Below are 18,970 nucleotides of genomic sequence, written 5' to 3' on the forward strand. Positions count from 1 at the left end.
GCGAACGATACGGCGCTCGGTCGTAGCACTCTCACCAATCTTTTTATTGCGTGACTCACTGAATACGTGCAGGCGTACTCTCACACGTTCGACGGCGCACCTGACTCTCCCGGTCGAGTTCACGTCCGTCGGTCTTCCCGGTACCGTCGAACTGGCTCCGAAACTCGTCGAACCTATCGCACACTCATGGCATCCGAACATCCGACTCGAATTTTCGATACCGAACCCACGCTGTCTGTCACCGTCGTTGCACAGACCGCCTTCACATGCCGATTTTCTCTCGACGTCGGCGGCGGTGCCGTTACGACCGATGAGTGTCGATGTCTCCAACCACCCATCGAGGGGCCGCACGAATGAATGCCACACTGCCGAATCACGACCAACCCGAGGTGATTCGAGTGCTCCACGTCGATGATGGTCCAGACTTCCAAGACGTGGCTGCAACGCTTCTCGAACGCGCCGACGACCGAATCGTGGTCGAAACCGCGACACGCACAAGCGAGGCGCTCGACCGCCTCTCGTCTGAACCCTTCGACTGTATCGTCTCAGATTACGATATGCCCGAGCAGAACGGCATCGAGTTTCTCGAGGCTGTCCGAACGACCGACCCGGACCTCCCGTTCATTCTGTTCACCGGGAAGGGTTCCGAAGCGATTGCCAGTGACGCGATCTCGGCTGGCGTGTCCGATTATCTGCAAAAGCAAGGCGGGACTGACCAGTATGCCGTACTCGCAAACCGCATCGTCAACCTCGTCGAGAAGTTTCGGGCCGAACAGGCCCAGCAGCGCAATCGCGTTCTCGTCGAGGAGGCGACTGACGTCATCCTCGTTGTCGGTACGGACGCGACAATTCAGTACGCGACCCCGTCCGCCGAATCGATCCTAGTGCGAACCCCCGAAGAACTCGTCGGGACGAGTGGATTCGCCCCCATCCATCCAGACGATCAGGAGTACGTGATGTCGGTGTTCGCGGAGTTAGCCGAAGACCCCGGCGGCCGTCGCTCGACAGAGTTTCGGTACGAACGACCCGACGGCACCTGGATCTGGGCAGAGGCCCGGGGCCGTAATCTACTGAACACTGACACCGTCGATGGGATCGTCATCTACACGCGAGATATCACGGAGCGCAAGACACACGAGCAGCTCATCGAAGACCTCCACGGCACCGCGCGTGAACTCGTACAGGCCGAAACGCCGCAGGAAGTCAGCGAAATCACCGTCGAGTCGATCCGGTCTGTTCTCGATATGCCAGCTAATGCCATCCATCTCTACGACGACACAGCGGATGGGTTAGCTCCCGTCGCGTGGACGGATGCCTGTGCGGAGCTTGTCGGCACGATACCGACACTCCATCCCGGCGAAAGCCTGGCGTGGGACGTGTTCGAGACCGGAGACTCACAGGTCTACGACGACGTCTCGACGGCATCCGGTCGACTCGATCCGGATACTGCGCTCAAAAGCGAGATCATTCTCCCCCTCGGAGAGCACGGCGTTCTCCTGATCGGGTCCAGCGAGACCGACGCGTTCGGTGAAACAGACCTCTCGCTTGCGCAGACGCTTTCTGCCCACGCGACGACAGTGCTCGACCGCATCGCGCGTGAGGCAGACATCCGAACGACGACAGATCGATATCGAACACTCGTCGACCACTTCCCGGCTGGCGCCGTCTTCCTCTATAATTCGGATCTCACGTGTGTTCTCGCTGGGGGACAGGGGCTCTCCGATGCGGGCTTGTCGAGTGACGATGTCATCGGTAAGCGACCCAGTGACCGGTACCCGAAAGCGATTGCGGCGGAACTGGAAGCGAAGCTACAGCACGCCCTCGAGGGCGAATCGAGCGTCTTCGAGCAGACCTACAAGGGACGGTCCTATCGCATCCAAACCCTGCCAGTCGAGGACGGTGACCACGTGATGGCAGTCTCACAGGATATTACAGCGCGGAAGACGCGTGAGGACGCTCTGGAAGCGCTCCAGCAACGGACACACGCCCTGATGCATACGACCACGAAGGAGGAAACCGCCCAGATTGCGGTCGATGCGGCCCGAGAGATACTCGATTCGCCGCTGAGCGGGGTCCACCTGTTGGCAGACTCACAGCAGACACTCGACTCAGTTGCGTTTCTCGACACGACGCCAGACGGTCTCGGTGACGCCCCGGTCTACGACCGGGCTGCAGCGTCCGATCCGCGGTCACAGATCGTCTGGGGTGTCTTCGAGAGCGGTGAACCACTCGCCATCGACGATACGCGTGACCACGGCCGTCTAGCCGAAGTCACACCAGTGCGAAGTGGGGTCGTTCATCCGCTCGGGGAGTACGGCGTGTTTATCGCCTCGGCAACCGAACCGGCGGCGTTCGACACGACTGACAAAACCCTTCTCGATATTCTGGCGACGGCACTCACGGCGGCCCTCGAACGGGTCGACCGTGAAACACGTCTCCGTGATCGTGAACAGCGCGTGCAAACCGAGCGTGACCGGTTGAACGCGCTGTTCGAGATGGTGCCAGACCCGATCACACACGTCCGGTTCGAGAACGACGAGCCCATTCTTGTCGGAGCCAACACGGCCTTCGAGGACACCTTCGGTGCGCGTATCGACGACGTCATCGGGGCGTCGTCAAACGACCTGATCGTCCCGCCCGACCGGCAAGATGAGGCCGAAACTATCGACGAGCAGGTTCGCACGGACGGGATCCTCACTCAGGAGGTTCGCCGACAGACGGCAGACGGAACCGGCGACTTTCTGTTCCGGTCGGTTCCGATCAGCAGTTCCGACGAGACAGAGGAGTACTTCGGCATCTATATTGATATCACGGACCAGAAAGCGACAGAGCGACGACTCGAACGACAGAACGAACGGCTCGAAGCGTTCGCCAGCGTGATCAGTCACGACCTGCGGAATCCGCTCAACGTCGCCGACCTTCGACTCGAACTGGCCGCCGAGGAGTGTGATAGCCCGCATCTGGAGAGCATCGCAGAGGCACACGACCGGATGAACGCGCTGATCGACGACCTGCTGACGCTCGCACGTGAAGGTAATCAGGTCAGCGATGTGGAGGCTGTCGCCCTCCCAGACCTCGTCCAGAGCTGCTGGCGAAACGTCGAGACAGCCGACGCGACAATCGATATCCGTGTCGATCAGTCGATCCAGGCGAACCGAAGCCGACTCGCGCAACTGTTCGAGAATCTGATCCGGAACGCTGTCGACCACGCTGGCCAGAACGCGACGGTCACCGTCGGGAACCTGGCTCATGGGTTCTACGTCGAAGACGACGGGCCAGGCATCCCCGAAGCAGAGCGTGACGAGGTTTTCGAGGCGGGCTACTCGACCGCCGAAGGCGGTACCGGATTCGGACTGAGTATCGTCGACGAAGTGGCCACTGCACACGGCTGGGATATTCGTGTGACCGCTGGCACGGAGGGTGGGGCGCGATTCGAGATTACGAACGTCGAGTTCACGGACTGATAGTGTTTGTTGCGAGTCTTTACCGCTGTCGTGCAACAAGACATCACTTACACGGCGTGAAACACCGATATCTGTGACGTGGTCACGAAAATTACCGCAACAAACACTATGACGGGTCGTGTCGAGCGAAGCGGTTTTATGTCCTAACTGCATTCATTCTGTGTAATGAGTGGGGACGGGGTTGATCAATCAAAACGTGCGACTTTGCGACGCTTTGCCGCGCTCGGTGCCGCGAGCCAGCTCGTACAGTTCGCGAGCGCGAGCGAGAGCGAAGCACCCGATGCGCTCGCGGGCTATCTGACCACCACACCCGGAGCGCACTTCTCGAAGATTCGAGACGACCTCAAACTCGGCACCGGCGAGACACAGCACCACCTCCGACAGCTCGAATCGGAGGGAATTGTCGAGAGTCGCAAGGACGGGGACTACCGGCGATACTTCCCCGCAGGGCTGTTCACGGAGTTCGAGCAGGTGGCGCTTGGCTATCTCCGGCGCGACACCCCGCGCGGGATGTGTATCGCCTTGCTCGATGGGATAGACCCCACCGCCGGTGCGCTCGCGCGCGAACTCGACGTCTCGCGACCGACCGTGAGCAAGTACGCCGCGCAACTGGAGGAGGCTGGCCTGCTCTCGCGCACGAACGGCTACGCGCTCGAACGCCCCGAGACGGTGTTGTTCTTGCTCGTCCGGTACGCCGAATCCTTCGGCGACGACGCCGCGGCCTTCGCAGAGCGCGCGCCCGAGTTGGTCAGCTACGACCCCGAATAATTCCCCTGTCAGCTACGGCCCAGAGTGACCACTCTCCTTCGCGCCTGTTCCCAAACTGCCGTCAGTAGTGCCACGGAAACACAATTTTGCAGTATAAACAACGTATAACAGTATCTACTACTATGCTTACTCAAAGTTACCTATGTCGCAATTTTAAACAACTTCTCTGCTATTTACGAACGGGGCGTTTGGGCGGTATGCATAACAGTAATATTATTAGTGTTGTCGTCTTACCTGTTCGAGTGTGTCTTAGAAAACATGCCAATTCCTCTCTATCCAAGCTCTGTCAGGGGTCGAATAAAAGGAGCAATAATTGACTCCGCATCGGGAAAACTGTAGTTAGCGGGATTTCTAATCAGTTGATAGAGTTTATCCAGTACATCCTATATATTTCTACAACCAATATTATAATAGATGACTTCCAAGTAGAAGGTATGCATGCAAGCAAACTCGTACTGGATCGGTTAGAAGCTTGGGAGCCAGAGACGAGATTCCAGAAAGAAAGTACGTTTCATGATTCAATGGCTGAATATCTGAAACGCACTTTGCCCTCAACAGGCTATCAGATAAAAACAGAAGGTAAGTTACAGATTGATATTGCTGTGGGCAATCAGGTAGGAATTGAACTCAAACACTCACCAAGTGCAAATGAAATTGACCGGCTAAATGGACAGATTGACCGTTACATTAGTGGGTTTGACACGGTGATTGTAGCTGTCTTCGGCGACGTACACAGTCGGTGGGAACACATGATTGACTCATACCCAAGCGTGCATTTCATGCAGTTTTGGAAGGGTGGGAATAGCTACTCTGAACCAGCACAGAAGTCACGATCTTCACAGACCCATCCAGCCTTCGAGGGGTGGATGTGAATGTCGAATGAACCTGATTCAATCCCTGATGAAGTAGACTTGCCAGATTGGATTGTGGCGATTCTCCTACTAATATTTCTGGTTGGGGCGGCGTATGTGCTGTATCTTTGAATATATTATACACACTGCTTTGCCCCGTCAAGAATAGGAGTAGATAATTCTATGAAGAGCGTGTCATAGAAAGCACAACTTGTCTTTCCCTCTCGAAACATATTGTGTATCTTTTCGAGTTATAAACAAGCCTTTCCGTGTTGAGCATCTATATTTGCTGTGGAAAAGAGAGATTTGAGTCTTCTTGAGCGGATTATCGGGCATATTGCCGATGTAGAAGGGGTTGAACCAGAAGATCTTGAGATGTCCCTTCACAATCATATCGACACAGATGCAATACAGGCCTTAGCAGAGCAGGAGAATAATTCATGGGAACTTCAGTTTGAGACTCCGAATCATGTGGTGACTGTTCTGGAGAATAATAGTATATCCGTTGAATAAAAACCGGGAGAAAATCTATTCTTGATTCCTAACTGACTATTCGTTAACACCCCCTTCTCGATTCGGGTTTTTGAAGTTGTTACGATAGCAGGGCCAACAGGGAAGCTCTGATCTTTGATTCCCATCCCCACAGAGACAATCATCGGGCCGTTGTTTCTCTCCTTCCCTATCGACAGTATCTTCCATTAAGCCCCCGTCTGTCGTGGCTATCTGTGGTGAGCCAGTAACGTGTTCTCCGAGTTGGGAATCAACTGCATCGGTGTCGGCCCATCCGGGGATTGTCCACTCGCCTGTGGCGAATCGAACGCGTCTTTCGTGTTTGCACAACTCGCTGTCTTCGAGATTATACTGTTTGTCGGGACAGGTACAGCGGCCTTTGAGAACGTCCACACGGTACTCAGAGCCGCTTTCTGTGGTTACAGAGTAGACCTCTCCCCCGAGTGAAAGAACCGTCATGTACTCCGTGAGTGCGCTTACGTCTCGTTTCTGAAGGTCTATACTGTCGTCCGTGACGGCATATTCAAGTGCCGCCGAATCGTTGGTTTGCATGGCCTTTCCGACTCCAAACGAAGGCCATCGCCTGAGTGCTGGAACACTCAGGCTTTCTCTGAATCAGAGCCCCGAGAGGCGACGACCTTCGTATTTCTACCTTAGACGGTAAAGTAATAAAACTACCGGAAATGCCTATATACGTACACCAACAGCAGTTAGTAACTTCTAAGGTAAAAACTTAACATCGTAGAAATTGAGACATTACACATGGGAAATGATACAACAACCGGACGAAAACCACGAGTAACGGATGACGAAATTCTGCAACTCTTTCGAGATACTGATGATCCAGTCCTTTCAACTGCGGAAGTGACAAATCAACTACCGATCAAGAGATCTGCGACCTACAAACGCTTATCGGCACTTCGTGATGACGGAGAATTAACGGGCAAAGATATTGGCGGTCGAAATACAGTTTGGTGGATCCCAGACAACTGAGTTTTCCAACCCGGTTGGAACATAAGTGTTAAAAAATCTACATGACTTTAGTAACCCCCATCGCGTGATAGAGTCGTCTCAGCCTGATTTTTAGGCCAATTTTCGTTGTGTCTCGGTGGTTCTCCTGAAAGAACCGGCAAAAATTTCATTCCCTCATAGGAATTAATGATCGGGAATTATGCCGCTATAGGCGCTCTAACTCCTGTTTGTCGGCCCCCGCCCCCATACCTATATTAAGGCGTGTCCTTTCATTATACTGTGGGGGAGATATAACGACCCCACCCCCCACGGTATATAAGGGCGATACCTTTCATTGTAGTGCGGGGGACGGCGAAGAATGCCGCTCCATTCTTGATGAACCACTCATGTCTCGAACAACGACAATTAGCGTCAGTTACGAGGAGAAACGGCAATTAGACGAAGCGGCTGAAGAACTCTGCGGGACTACGGAAGTCCCATATGGCGAAGTAATATCGCAACTTGTAGAAACAACACTCGACGTGTAGCGTAGCGATTACCAATCAATTGCGGTGCGGTTCCTCGATCATTTCAATTCTTATGTCTATAGACATTTCAAACCTCGATAGAGAGAATAGTAAATCTAACAATTCTGAGAAATCTGATTGTTCTAATCAATCAGCTAAACCTCTTAAACCCCATTTTCAGCAGGATGGGCGGTATTTCCTGAAGGATCCGGAGAGTGGACAGTCTGTTAATGTCTCACGCTTGACCGCATACGCTGAATATGGTGAGAAAATTCATAAACGGGATGCTCATCACGAAATCCCGATACTGAAAGTGGATGCACCGAGATTTATTGATGCGCTCTCACGGGAGAATCATACCAGATACCACGGACAGAACCCTCAACCTGTTCAAGTGGATGGTTTCCCGGTACTCCGACCGGACTCATGAGCGGAACCCAAGACGACTATGCGCCATCTCACACAATACCTGATAGATTTGCCGCTTCTAACGATACCGAACCTGCTGATCCAAGTAATTGCGACGATGCCGCTCGTCGTAATCTACCTCTTGCCCCAGATTCAGTAAAAACAGAGCCATTACCTGATCCGCTCGTCTCAGAGGGGCGAGTGGTAACTGTGGCTGACGCCATAGAGACGTACTTGAGAACGCAATGGCACAACTGGAAGGAGAGAGACGACCCATCGAAGTACGAACGACACAGGTTCGAGACGTATCCTCGAATCCATAAGGCCGACCGATTGCTACAGGAGCGGTACGCTGGCAATCTAACCACGGCCATGCTGACACGGCGGTTGTCTCCTACGGACGAAAGAGACAATTGGATGACACCATGGGAGTGTAACGAAATGCTCCACGGTGGACAAATTCATAGATCGGTGAACCGTGCGCTGAGGTACCATCTCGGTGAGTTTGAGTTTGTCTGGGTAGCGGTAACAGCTCCAACTCGAAGTACTGGAACGCCTCATGAACACATCTACCTATGGGTAGACGACCCAGAGAACGAGTTCACCGTAGATCATCTGAAGCCTGCACTTGAAAAACACTTGAACTATTGTGACAACGCGTACCGGAAGCATCATAGACACCGACCTGATGGGACAGACGGAGCTATCACAGTCTATCACTCCCCGCCCCTTATCGGTGACAAACCTGAGAAACTCATGGACATACTGGAAGATGAGACTCCCAACAGGCCGAGTACTACTGGAGCGCAGTATCTCGCATCTCAACTGGCGCACCTCCCAGTTCGAGATTATTACGAGACTGAACGGGAGAATCCACCAAAAACGCTGTTCGAGGGCGCGGCGCTTGCGTGGGCCAGTCCGTATAACTGGCTACGGACAGGTGAGGGATTCCCTGTCTGACCTAAGACCACGTATGCGCTAACTCCCACATCCATCTCAAATGTGGGATGTATAATACTATTGTAGCCCCACTCAACTGTCTATCCGATTAACAGGTAATAATCGTAAATTTTATCAATTACTTTTTATTTGTTGCTTCCCCTTTTGGCCTGAGAATTGTTCATATCCTCTGTACGTAGCCGCAAGTAGCAACAAACTGGCAATTAGTAACAAAAACAAACCAAATCCGGGATCCACGGCCTCTCCCGCTGAGATTCTCACTCTATATCCGGTTATTATTGAGTTCCCATCCAGTGGATTATTAATACTCTCAAAAGTGGTTAACAGAGTCCATATCCCAGATAGACCAACAATAGCTATGCTGATCTTGTTCCATGTATAAATTAATGCGATAATCCCACCCACAAGAACCGGCCCAAAAACCAGAGCCACGCCGTCTACCTCGTATCCGGGGACAGTTGGTTTGCCACTCCCCAGCAATCCAGAATACAGCCTCGTTAGATGTCCAATATGGTAAAAATAGGGAGATAGTTGTAAGTGCCACACTTGCGATAGCGAGTTTTTGTGTAGATTTACTTTCCATTAAATCTCTAATTCATCTATCTTAGCCCAAACATATAATACTACCGAACATTATTTAGCCAGTCTCCGGTGGTAAATGTAGCCCAATACACAATTTCTTTAACATATTTGGTGTGTACTATTTGGCTCAACCGAGCGGTTGCGGTCTGGTTGCTGTCTGCCGCCCTTCTCGAAAGGCAACCTGTATTAGAAATAGCAGGCCAGATAATATGCGGTTGCGGTGGCGAAAGCCCGCGAGCGAAGCGAGCCGGAACGTGGAGGTGGCTGGAAAGGACTTGAGGCGGTAGCGGTCGAAAGACGTGTTCTCTCGTGTCTAACCGGCTATTCTGTCCCCGCTCCGTACTTACGGGCGGCTTCCAAAACGTCATCTTTCGAGAGACGGAGATATTTTTCGGTTGTCTCGATTTGTGCGTGACCCATGAGTTTCTGGAGTGTTCGGGTATCCATCCCATTTTTGAGTGACTGTACGGCGTAGCTGTGGCGTAGAGTGTGAGCGGTAACTTTGGCGCGTTGTCGTCCACCTGCGTCGGTGAAGACCGTTTCTTGTAGACCAGCGGCACTTGCGGCGTCTTTCACTATCTGTGTCACGTAATTTGAGCCAATACGCTCAGAATGGCTGGTTGGAAACAGATATTCGCTACCTGCGGTAGCTAAGGCAGACCGTTCTACTCTGATCCAGCGTGACATTAGAGTATCAAGAGAAGATTGATACCGAACAGTTCTATTGAGGTGTGTTTTAGTTGCTCGAACTTTGATCGTCCTTTTGTCAGTATCCACATCTTTGACTCGGGTTTCTGCTAATTCTTCACGCCGAAGTCCCGTTTGGTATAATAACCTAATAATAAGTTCATTACGGAGTGTGGGAGATGTCACATTATTGGCTAATGTTTTCACCTCCTCTGGTTTCAAATAGTGAAGTTCTTTCAGTTCTTGCTCTTTCCGTGTATCATTTTTAAGCTGTGACCAACCAGAAACATCTAAATCTTCTGTGGGATTCTCTATATTGGGAATTTTGTATCCTTCCTCCGCCATTTCTTTGAGTTCCTGATAGAATACATTAAATGCAATAACTCGATTATTGACCGTTCCGCCTGCATAATCTCCGTTACTCAAGAGGTGGCGAAGGTGAGTTCGTAAGTCGGCTGTTGTAGCTTCCCACAGTTCCTTACTGTCACGATCCCGTTCGTTTGGGTCGTATCCAGCACTTCCGGGATTCTGTAGCCAGCTTGAGAGTGCAATAATCGCTTGTTCGTAACTCTTGGCTGTTGCGTCACTCTTTTTTGTTTCCTGTCGCCCTCGAAATTCGGTGATAATGGTGTCTGAGTCCATTATTTCACCTTCGTATAGCGTGACGGACTCTCAGAAACCGAATCCGGCCCCGGATCTAACCTTTTGACTTGTCCTGTATTCTCAGATAACCGGAGAAGAGCATTTGATACTTTTTCTTCGTCCGCACCGATTTTAGCGGCGGCCTCTTCCGCTGTGAGGGCCTCTATATCGGCCTCTATCGGATTTTCTAAATCATGTTTGCTTGGGTTATATTCTGGCAAGATTTCGAGCAATACTTGCTCAAGATCATATAGCTCTTCATCTCTATTTTCTCGTCCAATAGCTTCCACCTCATCAGATAGCCTCTCCATCGACCTCTCAATCCGTGTTATTGATTTCATCACCTCTCCGTTACTATCCAGATTATTCTCCGCCTGCGGTGGATTATCCGCTCTTTCTGCATCGGTTATTTCTCGTTGAACGGATAACCGTATCAAGTGGCTCAGACTGTCATACTCTGGCCCCTCGGCGGCTTCTTCCCATTCCTCTTTAACCGACGCATCAACTCGGAATGCTACAGTTGTCGTTTCTTCCATCTCTCTCTCTTTGAAAACTCTATGCCACGCACTTAGTGTTTGCGTTGTTTATACTCAAACTAATAGTGCCACGGAAACTGCTGGAAGTTGGGGTCGCGGTTCTCGTTGAACGCGTCCCGCCCCTCAGAGGCTTCCTCGGTCATGTAGCCGAGTCGGGTCGCCTCGCCCGCGAACACCTGCTGGCCGACCATCCCGTCGTCGGTGAGATTGAAGGCGTACTTGAGCATCCGGATAGCCATCGGTGACTTGCGCGTGATGGCGTCGGCCCACTCCAGCGCGACCGTCTCCAGATTCTCGTGGTCGGTGACTTCGTTCACCATCCCCATCTCCGCGGCCGCGTCGGCATCGTAGTCCTTCCCGAGGAAGAAAATCTCGCGTGCCTTCTTCTGTCCGACCTGTTTGGCCAGATACGCAGAGCCAAAGCCAGCGTCGAAGGAGGCCACGTCGGCGTCGGTCTGTTTGAACGTCGCGTTCTCGCTTGCGACCGTCAGGTCACAGATGACGTGCAGCGAGTGCCCGCCGCCGACCGCCCAGCCCGGAACGGCACAGATGACCGGCTTCGGCATGAAGCGAATGAGTCGCTGCACCTCCAGAATGTGAAGCCGACCGACGCCCTGCTCGGCCGCCTCCGCCGCGTCGTCTTCGTACTCGTAGCCCGACTCGCCGCGACTCTGCTGGTCGCCGCCAGCGCAGAACGCCCAGCCGCCGTCTTTCGGTGACGGGCCGTTTCCGGTCAGGATGACACAGCCCACGTCGACCTGTCTGCGGGCGTGGTCGAGTGCGGTGTAGAGTTCGTCTATCGTCTCGGGGCGGAAGGCGTTTCGCACTTCGGGTCTGTCGAAGGCGATTCTGACCGCCGGAACGTCCGTCCCGCGATGGTAGGTCAGATCCGTGAAGTCGAACCCGTCGACGGGCTCCCACTCCGTCTCGTCGAACAGTTCAGAGACCATGTATCCGCTCCGGCCGGACTCGTGAAAAGAATTCGCTCCACGCCCGCGGTCAGTCACTCGTCGCAGCGCAGTTGTTGGGGCCGAGTTCGAGTTCGGTCGACGTCTCCTCGTCGTCGGGTGACTCACGCCCGGCGTTGATCGCGATGATCGTCTCGTAGTTGGCTGGCTTTTCGGGCAGTGATTCGGTCAGCCGTCGGACGAACGCCTCCCGGTCGACGGTCAGCAAGTCCAGCCCAGTGCGCGCCGCTCCGACCGTCGTCTGGACGGGTTCGCCGGGAATCACGTCCGTCGTCCCGTCAGCGCCGACCGAAAAGTGTCCCGGGAGCACCGTCACCGCGTCAGGTTCGGCAAGCAGCGTCCGATGGAGCGATTCGTAGAGCAGTTCTGCCCCGGCGTCGGCCTCACCGTCGCCGAACTGCAGTTCCGTGCGCCCCACGGAGTCGACAAACAGTGTGTCGCCGGTCAGCACCGCCTCTCTATCGACGAGATAGCTCACGATTTCAGAGGTGTGTCCCGGCGTCGGCACGGCCTTGACGTCGACCTCGCCGACCGAGACGACCTCGTTTCGGTCGAGGGCGCGATAGTCCTCAGTAACGCCGCGGTCGGCCGCGTCGGCGCTGAGACAGTACGTCGCTCCGACGTGTCCGGCGAGTTCGCGGCCGCCGGAGATGTGGTCTGCGTGAACGTGCGTATCGAGGACGAACTCGATCGAGTAGCCGCGGTCGGAGGCGAGCGACGCGAACCGCTCGACGTGTCGTGTCGGGTCGACGACCGCAGCCACCTCGCGTTCGGGATCGGCGACCAGATAGCTCAAACAGCCCTTCGCGCGGCGCTGCAACTGGACGATATCGACGTCACTCACTGTCGGAACCTCGACGATGTCGTACACCTCACTCCAGCCCTCCATCCCGTCTTCGACGACGGTCACGTTCTCGTATTCGGCGTCCTGAAGTTGCTTCGCGATGTCGAACGAGGAGACGCCTTTCGCACAGATCGTGACGATATCGTCGTCGGGAGCGAGGCCGGTCTGTGCCCGAAAGTCCGCGGCGTCGAACGCGAAGGCTGGCTTGTAAGTGTACTGGATCGCCCCCTCGATGTGCCAGGAGTCGTAACTCTCCTCGGGGCGGGTATCGAGCAGCGCGAACGACCGATCGCCGTCGATCCAGTCCCGGAGCTGTGTTGCGGTGATCGTTTCGACCATATCGTGACAGTACGGGATGGGGACCAATATATTGTACGGCAGTTTGGTATCTGAACAATTCTGCTTGGCGGTCCGAACACGGGTGATTATTATCCCGAGGAGTGTAGAGGATGCTATGACTCACACGAAAGTGAACGTCGACGACGTCGAGCAGGTCTCCGACGCGATGCACTTTCTCGGGGAGCCACTGGAGTGTCGACAGGTCGGCGTGACGATGGCGCGCTGCGAACCGGGCTGGAAGGGCAGACCTCACGACCACACCGACGACGGACACGAGGAAGTGTACATCCTCGTCTCCGGCGAGGCGACCGTCCGCATCGACGGCGAGGACGTCGAGATGGAAAGCGGCGACGCAGTCTGGATCCCCCCGGACGCGACGCGACAGATCCGAAATGCGGACGGCGAGAGTTCCTTCGTGCTCGTCAGCGCGCCCGAAGACGCCGAGAGCGACACCTCGAACTGGGTTCCCGAGGGTGTGCAGGGATAGCGGCGCATCCGCGGGCGGTTCAGCCATCCCGTCTGACGCCCGTCTGACCAACCGTTTAGTGGCTGGAATGCTGACACTCCGACAACAGACCCAACCGCGATGAAGGTTCACGATTCAGAACTCGGCCGGTGCCCGCGCTGTGACTGTGCAGTCCCGGCTGAGGAACTCTTCGTGGATTACGTCGCACCCGACGGCGAGCGCGCCACCTTCGCCACCTGCCCGAACTGTCGTGTGATCGTCTCTACCGAATGACGACTCGGTTCTGTTCGCGTTCTGCTTCCCATCGGGACAGTCCAGCAGTTTATACCCGTTCGGCCAAATGATCCGTCGATGACAGCGCTGTCCGGACAGACGGTGACCGTCGTCGGCGGCGGCTTCGGCGGACTCTCCGCCGCGTGCCATCTCGCCGACAGCGGGGCTGACGTGCGCGTACTGGAGAAAAACGACCAGATGGGCGGGCGGGCAAGTCGCCTCGAACGCGACGGGTTTCGCTTCGACATGGGACCGTCGTGGTATCTGATGCCCGATGTCTTCGAGCGGTTTTTCGGCCACTTCGACCGAACGCCGTCAGAGTACTACGATCTCCAGCGGCTGGACCCGCACTATCGCATCTTCTTCAAGGACGGCGACCAGGTCGACACCAGCGGCGACCACGAGCAGATGCGAGCGGTGTTCGAGTCCTACGAGACTGGCGCAGGCGAGCAGTTCGACGCCTATCTCGAAACGAGTCAGCGCCACTACGAGACGGCGATGGAGAAGTTCGTCTACGAGGACCGCTCCCGCCTGCGCGACTGGGTCGACACTGACGTGATGACCGCCGCGCCCATCGGGATGCGACTTGTCGGGTCGATGGACCGCCACGTCGGCAAGTACTTCGACCACCCCAAACTCCAGCAGATCATGCAGTACTCGCTGGTCTTTCTCGGCGGCGCGCCACACAACACGCCAGCGCTGTACAACATCATGAGTCACGTCGATTTCAACCTCGGTGTCTACTACCCCGAAGGCGGACTCGGTGCCGTCGTCGACGGCGTGGTCGACCTCGGCGCGGAACTCGGTGTCACCTACGAGACAGACCGCGAGGTGACAGGCATCACTCGAACGCGCGATGGATTTCTGGTCGAAACCGACGCCGAGCAGTACCGCCCGGATACGGTCGTCGCGAACGCCGACTACGCACATGTCGAACGGGACCTGTTGCCCGACCACGAGCGCCAGTACGACGACGACTACTGGGACTCGCGAACCTACTCGCCGTCGGCGTATCTCCTGTATCTCGGCGTCGAGGGTGACGTGGAACCGCTCGCTCACCACACGCTCGTACTCCCCACCGACTGGGACCCACACTTCGAGCAGATATTCGACTCCCCTGCCTGGCCCGACGACCCCGCGTACTACCTCTGTGTCCCCTCGAAAACTGACGATAGCGTCGCGCCCGAGGGCCACAGCAATCTCTTTGCGCTCGTTCCTATTGCGCCGGGACTGGCCGACGGGGACGAACTCCGTGACTCGTATCGCGAGAAGATCCTCGCCGACATCGCCGAACACACCGGCGTCGACCTGCGGGACCGCATCGTCGTCGAGGAGCAGTTCTCGGTCTCAGATTTCGCCAGTCGGTACAACGCTACGAAGGGGAACGCGCTGGGCGGCCTCGCGCACACGCTCCGACAGACCGCGCTGTTGCGCCCCTCGAACCGGTCCTCGGCCGTCGACGGCCTGTACTTCACCGGCGGGTTCACCACGCCCGGCATCGGCGTTCCGATGTGTCTGATAAGCGGCGAACACACTGCGAACGCACTCATCGAGGACCAGCGTAACCACCGATAGAGAACTCCATCGGGCCTGTGGATGTCGACGACGCCAAGCACATGAAGTAAGAGGAATGAACGAATACGATCGAACGTGTCGGAACTGCGCGCAGGTCTGGCGTCGATACTCCCATCCGACCAGACGTTCGTAGGGTATCTGTTCTGGCTCTCGCGTCCCCGGTTCTGGCTCTATCTCGCTGGCCCGCTCGTTGTGGGCGTCGTCTACGGCGCGAGTTCGGTCGCGGACTTCGTGACGCCACTTACCGTCTCACTGTTCGCGTACTTTCTGATCCCGGCGAACGTCTTTCTGTACGGCGTCAACGACATCTTCGACGCCGACATCGACAGTCTCAATCCCAAGAAGGCAGAGGACGGCAGGGAGGTCCGATTCACCGGCGACCGGCCGGTGATAGCCGCCGTCGTCGTGGCCGCCGCCGCTGGCCTCGTGTTCGTGCCTGCCCTGTCGAGACCGGCGCTTCTCGCCTTCGGTGGCTTCTATCTGCTCGGGACTGCTTACAGCGCCCCGCCGCTTCGCCTGAAGACGACGCCGTTTCTGGACTCGTTCTCAAACGGGCTGTACATCCTGCCCGGCGTCGTTGGCTACGCCGCGCTTTCGGGGGCGGCACCGCCCCTGCTTGCGGTCGCTGGTGGCTGGGTCTGGTCGATGGGGATGCACACGTTCTCGGCGATTCCCGACATCGAACCGGACCGCGAGGCCGGGATTCAGACGACGGCAACCATCCTCAGGGAGCGCGCGACACTCACCTACTGTGCGGGCTGTTGGCTCCTCGCCGCCGCCTGCCTTGCCGTGGTCCATCCACTGCTCGGCGCTCCGCTCGCAGTCTATCCGCTCTTTATCGGTGTGGTCGCATCCACCGACGTCGACGTGGCTCGCGCGTACTGGTGGTTCCCGATACTCAACACGCTCGTCGGTGCCATCCTGACGATGGGTGGAATCTGGGAGGTGCGCTTTGGATGACTCGAAGCGCGCTATCTGGATCTGTTGCGAGACAGCAGGTGGTCCATCATGGCTGATGGCACCCCCGTTCCCGACCGCGAGACCGTCCGGCGGATCCTCTCGGACCGCCGAGCGGCGGAACTCACGCTCGATGGCATCGTCAGGGACAACCGCGTCACTATCGCAATCGTCTTCCCGCTGGTCGGTGCGGTCACACTTCTTGCGAGCGCCGAAGGGCTACTTCCGGACCCGCTCGCGTTTAATCCGTGGTTCGTCCTCTTTGGCGTCGCAGTCATGCGACTCCCGCTCGTCTCCGGACTCGCACCGCTCGTCGACCGGCGTGCCGGACTCGCGCTCGCAGGGCTGACTGCGTACACCTACGCCGTCGAGTACGTCGGCGCGACGACCGGACTCCCCTACGGGGAGTTCGAGTACGGCGTGTCGCTCGGGCCGATGATCCGCGAGACGATTCCGCTCGCGCTGCCACTCTTCTTTATCCCGCTCGTACTCAACAGCTACCTGCTCTGTCTGCTCGCGCTCGGCGAGCGGTCGCGGTCGGTGTTCGTTCGCGTTCCTGTGGTCGCTGCGACGGTGGTCGCGGTGGATCTGGTACTCGACCCGGCCGCCGTCGCACTTGGCTTCTGGGAGTACACCGCGTCCGGATACTACGGCGTGCCGTGGCTGAACTACGCTGGCTGGGCGCTGAGCGCGACAGTCGCGACGCTCCTCATCGACAGCGCCTTCTCGCGAACTGCCCTCCTCGAACGCCTCGGGGGCTGTCCGTACATCCTCGACGACATGGTGAGTTTCGTCCTGCTGTGGGGTGTTATCAACGCCGCATACGGGGCGTGGATTCCGGTCGTCATCGCCGCCCTCTTCGCTGGTGCGCTCGTCTTCGTCGACCGGTTCGACTTTCCGCTCTCCGTTCCGTTCTCGCTCGCTCGGTAGACCGAGACGCGTTCGCTCTCTGTCCGTGTTTACTCCCGTCCTCAGTCCGTGGTCACGAGCGAGTGGTCCCGCTCCTCTGTCGTCCGCTCTTCGCTCGGGACGGCGCTCGCGTGACGGAACACCGATACTGGGTCCTTGAACCGCTGCCAGTTGTACCACGTCTTGGCGACGACCCAGACCTTTCGTGTCCGTGAGAGTTCCGGCGGCGCTGTCAGCACGTCGAACTCCCGGTCGCGGATGAGTCGGTGATGCTCCGCGTACAGCACCGCGGCCAGAACCACCGCGAACTGACAGTCTTTCGGGAGGTACTCGATCCCGCGGACGCCGGTTCGATACAGCTGTTCGGCGCGGCGGACCTCGAACCGGACCGCCTGTCGCAGCTCTGGCGTACACTCCTCGCGCCTGAGTTGGTCGACCGTGACGTCGTATCGGTCGAGCGTCTCCTGCGGGAGATACACCCGGTCGAGGTCACGGATGTCCTCGCGCACGTCCCGGATGAAGTTAGTGAGTTGGAAGGCGTTTCCGAGCGCCATGGCGTGCGGTCGTGCCCGCTCGTGACGGTCAGGGTCCATCACCGCGAGCATCATGTTCCCCACCGCCGCCGCGGACCCGCGCATGTAGCCTTCCAGGTCCTCGTAGGTCTCGTACTCCTCGGTGTCGATGTCGGCGACCATCGCGTCGATGAATGCGTCGATCTCCTCGTCCGGTATCCCCGCGCGCGCTCGAATCTCGTCAAAGGCCTCGACGACTGGTTCCTCGGCCGCGCGCTCGCCCAGTGCGGCCGCTCGGATCGCCTCTAACTCCTGTCGCTGTGTCTCGGGCGAGCGGTCGTGGTCACCGTCGACCACCTCGTCTGCGATTCGGAAAAAGCCATAGAGAACGTAGGTCTGCTCGCGGATGCGCTCGGGTAGCAAGCGGGTCGCGTAGTAGAAGGTCTGTCCAGTCTCCCGATGGATGGCCTTCCCCCGATCGGTATGAGACTCGTTCACACCACTATATCGTGGTGGTTTCACATTAAAACCAGAGGTTTACTATGTAGGTGTCGGTCAGCGATCGCTCGCGTCAGTCGGCCGCATAGCCAAGCGCCGAGTCGATCCGGCCCAGTTCCGGCCCGGTCGTCCGTTCACCGACGATGTATCCGGTGTCGTTTGCGATCAGTCCGGAGCCGACCAGCGGGCCGCCGTAGTTGATCGTCCCGATATCGGCCGGAACGCCGAGTACGTCTTCGAGTCGGTCGAGCTGTTCGTCGGTCGATTTCGGGTGACAGAGCACGCCGCGATTGGTCGCGACGCCCGCGGTTCCCACCGTCTGCACGCTGCCCAGTTCGCCCCGCTCGACCGGCACGTCCAGACAGTCAGCGACCGCCTGAACGGCCTCGCGAGACAGGTCCGGGTGGACGTACGCGCCCGTGTCGTTCGCGAGCACGACGTTGCCAGCGGCGTTGATCCGACCCGGCAACTCCGCCACCGGCAGGTCGATTTCGTCGGTGATCTGGTTGCGTTCGCGCTCGCGGATCCGACTGGTGACGAGTAGGCCGTTCGAGTTCCCGACCGCGAGTGCGCCGACAGTTCCGGACCCGCCGACTGTCGTCGGGACGACCGGAACGTCGAGTTCTGCACCGCAGGCATCGCGCAGATCACTCTCGATGTCCGGGCGAATGAGAAGACACTGGTCGGTCGCCCGGGCGAAGATACCGATATACGGCGAACCGGAGAGAGCCGCGCGGAGCACC

Annotated in this window: 19 protein-coding genes; 11 read left to right on the forward strand and 8 right to left on the reverse strand. The window is 57.0% G+C overall.

Annotated elements, in window-relative coordinates:
• The first annotated feature begins 353 nt into the window (after nt 1-353).
• From ACMGFL_RS12795 to ACMGFL_RS12810, 4 genes are all read left to right on the forward strand, one after another.
• Complete coding sequence (locus tag ACMGFL_RS12795) at nt 354-3,464, forward strand: PAS domain S-box protein (RefSeq protein ID WP_436935923.1); 3,111 nt, start codon at nt 354-356, stop codon at nt 3,462-3,464.
• Between the two features lie 165 nt (nt 3,465-3,629).
• Nucleotides 3,630-4,232, forward strand: coding sequence for a winged helix-turn-helix transcriptional regulator (locus tag ACMGFL_RS12800; RefSeq protein ID WP_436935924.1), 603 nt, complete (start codon nt 3,630-3,632; stop codon nt 4,230-4,232).
• A gap of 434 nt (nt 4,233-4,666) precedes the next feature.
• Nucleotides 4,667-5,104, forward strand: a complete 438-nt coding sequence (locus ACMGFL_RS12805) for a hypothetical protein (RefSeq protein WP_436935925.1) — start codon at nt 4,667-4,669, stop codon at nt 5,102-5,104.
• 270 nt (nt 5,105-5,374) lie between these two features.
• Nucleotides 5,375-5,596, forward strand: coding sequence for a HalOD1 output domain-containing protein (locus ACMGFL_RS12810; RefSeq protein ID WP_436935926.1), 222 nt, complete (start codon nt 5,375-5,377; stop codon nt 5,594-5,596).
• Nucleotides 5,597-5,632: 36 nt separating this feature from the next.
• On the opposite strand, the gene ACMGFL_RS12815 is transcribed toward ACMGFL_RS12810, so the two are convergent.
• Complete coding sequence (locus tag ACMGFL_RS12815; RefSeq protein ID WP_436935927.1) at nt 5,633-6,145, reverse strand: hypothetical protein; 513 nt, start codon at nt 6,143-6,145, stop codon at nt 5,633-5,635.
• Between the two features lie 210 nt (nt 6,146-6,355).
• Here ACMGFL_RS12815 and ACMGFL_RS12820 point away from each other — a divergent pair, with 210 nt between their 5' ends.
• Nucleotides 6,356-6,586 (forward strand): hypothetical protein, encoded by a 231-nt coding sequence (locus tag ACMGFL_RS12820; protein ID WP_436935928.1) that lies wholly within the window; start codon nt 6,356-6,358, stop codon nt 6,584-6,586.
• 1,103 nt (nt 6,587-7,689) lie between these two features.
• Complete coding sequence (locus ACMGFL_RS12825; protein WP_436935929.1) at nt 7,690-8,439, forward strand: hypothetical protein; 750 nt, start codon at nt 7,690-7,692, stop codon at nt 8,437-8,439.
• A 114-nt stretch (nt 8,440-8,553) separates the two neighbouring features.
• On the opposite strand, the gene ACMGFL_RS12830 is transcribed toward ACMGFL_RS12825, so the two are convergent.
• The 5 genes from ACMGFL_RS12830 to ACMGFL_RS12850 form a co-directional block, all read right to left on the reverse strand.
• Nucleotides 8,554-8,871 (reverse strand): hypothetical protein, encoded by a 318-nt coding sequence (locus ACMGFL_RS12830; RefSeq protein ID WP_436935930.1) that lies wholly within the window; start codon nt 8,869-8,871, stop codon nt 8,554-8,556.
• Between the two features lie 471 nt (nt 8,872-9,342).
• The gene (locus ACMGFL_RS12835) at nt 9,343-10,350 is read right to left on the reverse strand and encodes a tyrosine-type recombinase/integrase (RefSeq protein ID WP_436935931.1); all 1,008 of its coding nucleotides are present in this window, start codon (nt 10,348-10,350) and stop codon (nt 9,343-9,345) included.
• Nucleotides 10,350-10,886: a hypothetical protein gene (locus ACMGFL_RS12840; protein ID WP_436935932.1), complete on the reverse strand. Its 537-nt coding sequence runs from the start codon at nt 10,884-10,886 to the stop codon at nt 10,350-10,352. The genes ACMGFL_RS12835 and ACMGFL_RS12840 overlap by 1 nt, the downstream gene beginning before the upstream one ends.
• 59 nt (nt 10,887-10,945) lie before the next feature.
• A complete protein-coding gene (locus tag ACMGFL_RS12845; protein ID WP_436935933.1) occupies nt 10,946-11,836 on the reverse strand; it encodes a 1,4-dihydroxy-2-naphthoyl-CoA synthase in 891 nt (296 codons plus the stop codon).
• Nucleotides 11,837-11,885: 49 nt separating this feature from the next.
• Nucleotides 11,886-13,037 carry an MBL fold metallo-hydrolase gene (locus ACMGFL_RS12850; protein ID WP_436935934.1) on the reverse strand — a complete coding sequence of 384 codons (1,152 nt, stop codon included), beginning with the start codon at nt 13,035-13,037 and terminating at the stop codon, nt 11,886-11,888.
• A gap of 115 nt (nt 13,038-13,152) precedes the next feature.
• Here ACMGFL_RS12850 and ACMGFL_RS12855 point away from each other — a divergent pair, with 115 nt between their 5' ends.
• The 5 genes from ACMGFL_RS12855 (at nt 13,153) to cruF (ending at nt 17,238) form a co-directional block, all read left to right on the forward strand.
• Nucleotides 13,153-13,524 carry a cupin domain-containing protein gene (locus tag ACMGFL_RS12855; protein WP_436935935.1) on the forward strand — a complete coding sequence of 124 codons (372 nt, stop codon included), beginning with the start codon at nt 13,153-13,155 and terminating at the stop codon, nt 13,522-13,524.
• Nucleotides 13,525-13,623: 99 nt separating this feature from the next.
• A complete protein-coding gene (locus ACMGFL_RS12860) occupies nt 13,624-13,776 on the forward strand; it encodes a DUF7837 family putative zinc-binding protein (RefSeq protein ID WP_436935936.1) in 153 nt (50 codons plus the stop codon).
• Between the two features lie 78 nt (nt 13,777-13,854).
• The gene (gene crtID / locus ACMGFL_RS12865; protein WP_436935937.1) at nt 13,855-15,351 is read left to right on the forward strand and encodes a bifunctional phytoene desaturase/3,4-desaturase; all 1,497 of its coding nucleotides are present in this window, start codon (nt 13,855-13,857) and stop codon (nt 15,349-15,351) included.
• A gap of 75 nt (nt 15,352-15,426) precedes the next feature.
• Entirely contained in the window at nt 15,427-16,311 is an 885-nt protein-coding gene (locus ACMGFL_RS12870) for a prenyltransferase (protein WP_436935938.1), read from the forward strand.
• A 48-nt stretch (nt 16,312-16,359) separates the two neighbouring features.
• On the forward strand, nt 16,360-17,238 hold the full coding sequence (cruF, locus tag ACMGFL_RS12875; protein ID WP_436935939.1) for a bisanhydrobacterioruberin hydratase: 879 nt from the start codon (nt 16,360-16,362) through the stop codon (nt 17,236-17,238).
• Nucleotides 17,239-17,279: 41 nt separating this feature from the next.
• Here the strand turns inward: cruF and ACMGFL_RS12880 are convergent, their stop codons facing one another.
• A complete protein-coding gene (locus ACMGFL_RS12880) occupies nt 17,280-18,227 on the reverse strand; it encodes a phytoene/squalene synthase family protein (protein WP_436935940.1) in 948 nt (315 codons plus the stop codon).
• Between the two features lie 73 nt (nt 18,228-18,300).
• Complete coding sequence (locus ACMGFL_RS12885) at nt 18,301-18,969, reverse strand: translation initiation factor IF-6 (protein ID WP_436935941.1); 669 nt, start codon at nt 18,967-18,969, stop codon at nt 18,301-18,303.
• Nucleotide 18,970: the final 1 nt, after the last annotated feature.

It is taken from the genome of Halovenus marina (assembly GCF_051414115.1).
In the GTDB taxonomy this organism is placed as follows: Archaea; Halobacteriota; Halobacteria; order Halobacteriales; family Haloarculaceae; genus Halovenus; species Halovenus marina.

What these genes read in the sequence shown, in the direction of transcription:
- ACMGFL_RS12820 (WP_436935928.1), top strand. Translation starts at nt 6,356, where the DNA reads ATGGGAAATGATACAACAACCGGACGAAAACCACGAGTAACGGATGAC.
- ACMGFL_RS12840 (WP_436935932.1), bottom strand. Translation starts at nt 10,886, where the DNA reads ATGGAAGAAACGACAACTGTAGCATTCCGAGTTGATGCGTCGGTTAAA.
- ACMGFL_RS12800 (WP_436935924.1), top strand. Translation starts at nt 3,630, where the DNA reads ATGAGTGGGGACGGGGTTGATCAATCAAAACGTGCGACTTTGCGACGC.
- ACMGFL_RS12860 (WP_436935936.1), top strand. Translation starts at nt 13,624, where the DNA reads ATGAAGGTTCACGATTCAGAACTCGGCCGGTGCCCGCGCTGTGACTGT.
- ACMGFL_RS12795 (WP_436935923.1), top strand. Translation starts at nt 354, where the DNA reads ATGAATGCCACACTGCCGAATCACGACCAACCCGAGGTGATTCGAGTG.
- crtID (WP_436935937.1), top strand. Translation starts at nt 13,855, where the DNA reads ATGACAGCGCTGTCCGGACAGACGGTGACCGTCGTCGGCGGCGGCTTC.
- ACMGFL_RS12805 (WP_436935925.1), top strand. Translation starts at nt 4,667, where the DNA reads ATGCATGCAAGCAAACTCGTACTGGATCGGTTAGAAGCTTGGGAGCCA.
- ACMGFL_RS12845 (WP_436935933.1), bottom strand. Translation starts at nt 11,836, where the DNA reads ATGGTCTCTGAACTGTTCGACGAGACGGAGTGGGAGCCCGTCGACGGG.
- ACMGFL_RS12850 (WP_436935934.1), bottom strand. Translation starts at nt 13,037, where the DNA reads ATGGTCGAAACGATCACCGCAACACAGCTCCGGGACTGGATCGACGGC.
- cruF (WP_436935939.1), top strand. Translation starts at nt 16,360, where the DNA reads ATGGCTGATGGCACCCCCGTTCCCGACCGCGAGACCGTCCGGCGGATC.
- ACMGFL_RS12835 (WP_436935931.1), bottom strand. Translation starts at nt 10,350, where the DNA reads ATGGACTCAGACACCATTATCACCGAATTTCGAGGGCGACAGGAAACA.
- ACMGFL_RS12815 (WP_436935927.1), bottom strand. Translation starts at nt 6,145, where the DNA reads ATGCAAACCAACGATTCGGCGGCACTTGAATATGCCGTCACGGACGAC.
- ACMGFL_RS12855 (WP_436935935.1), top strand. Translation starts at nt 13,153, where the DNA reads ATGACTCACACGAAAGTGAACGTCGACGACGTCGAGCAGGTCTCCGAC.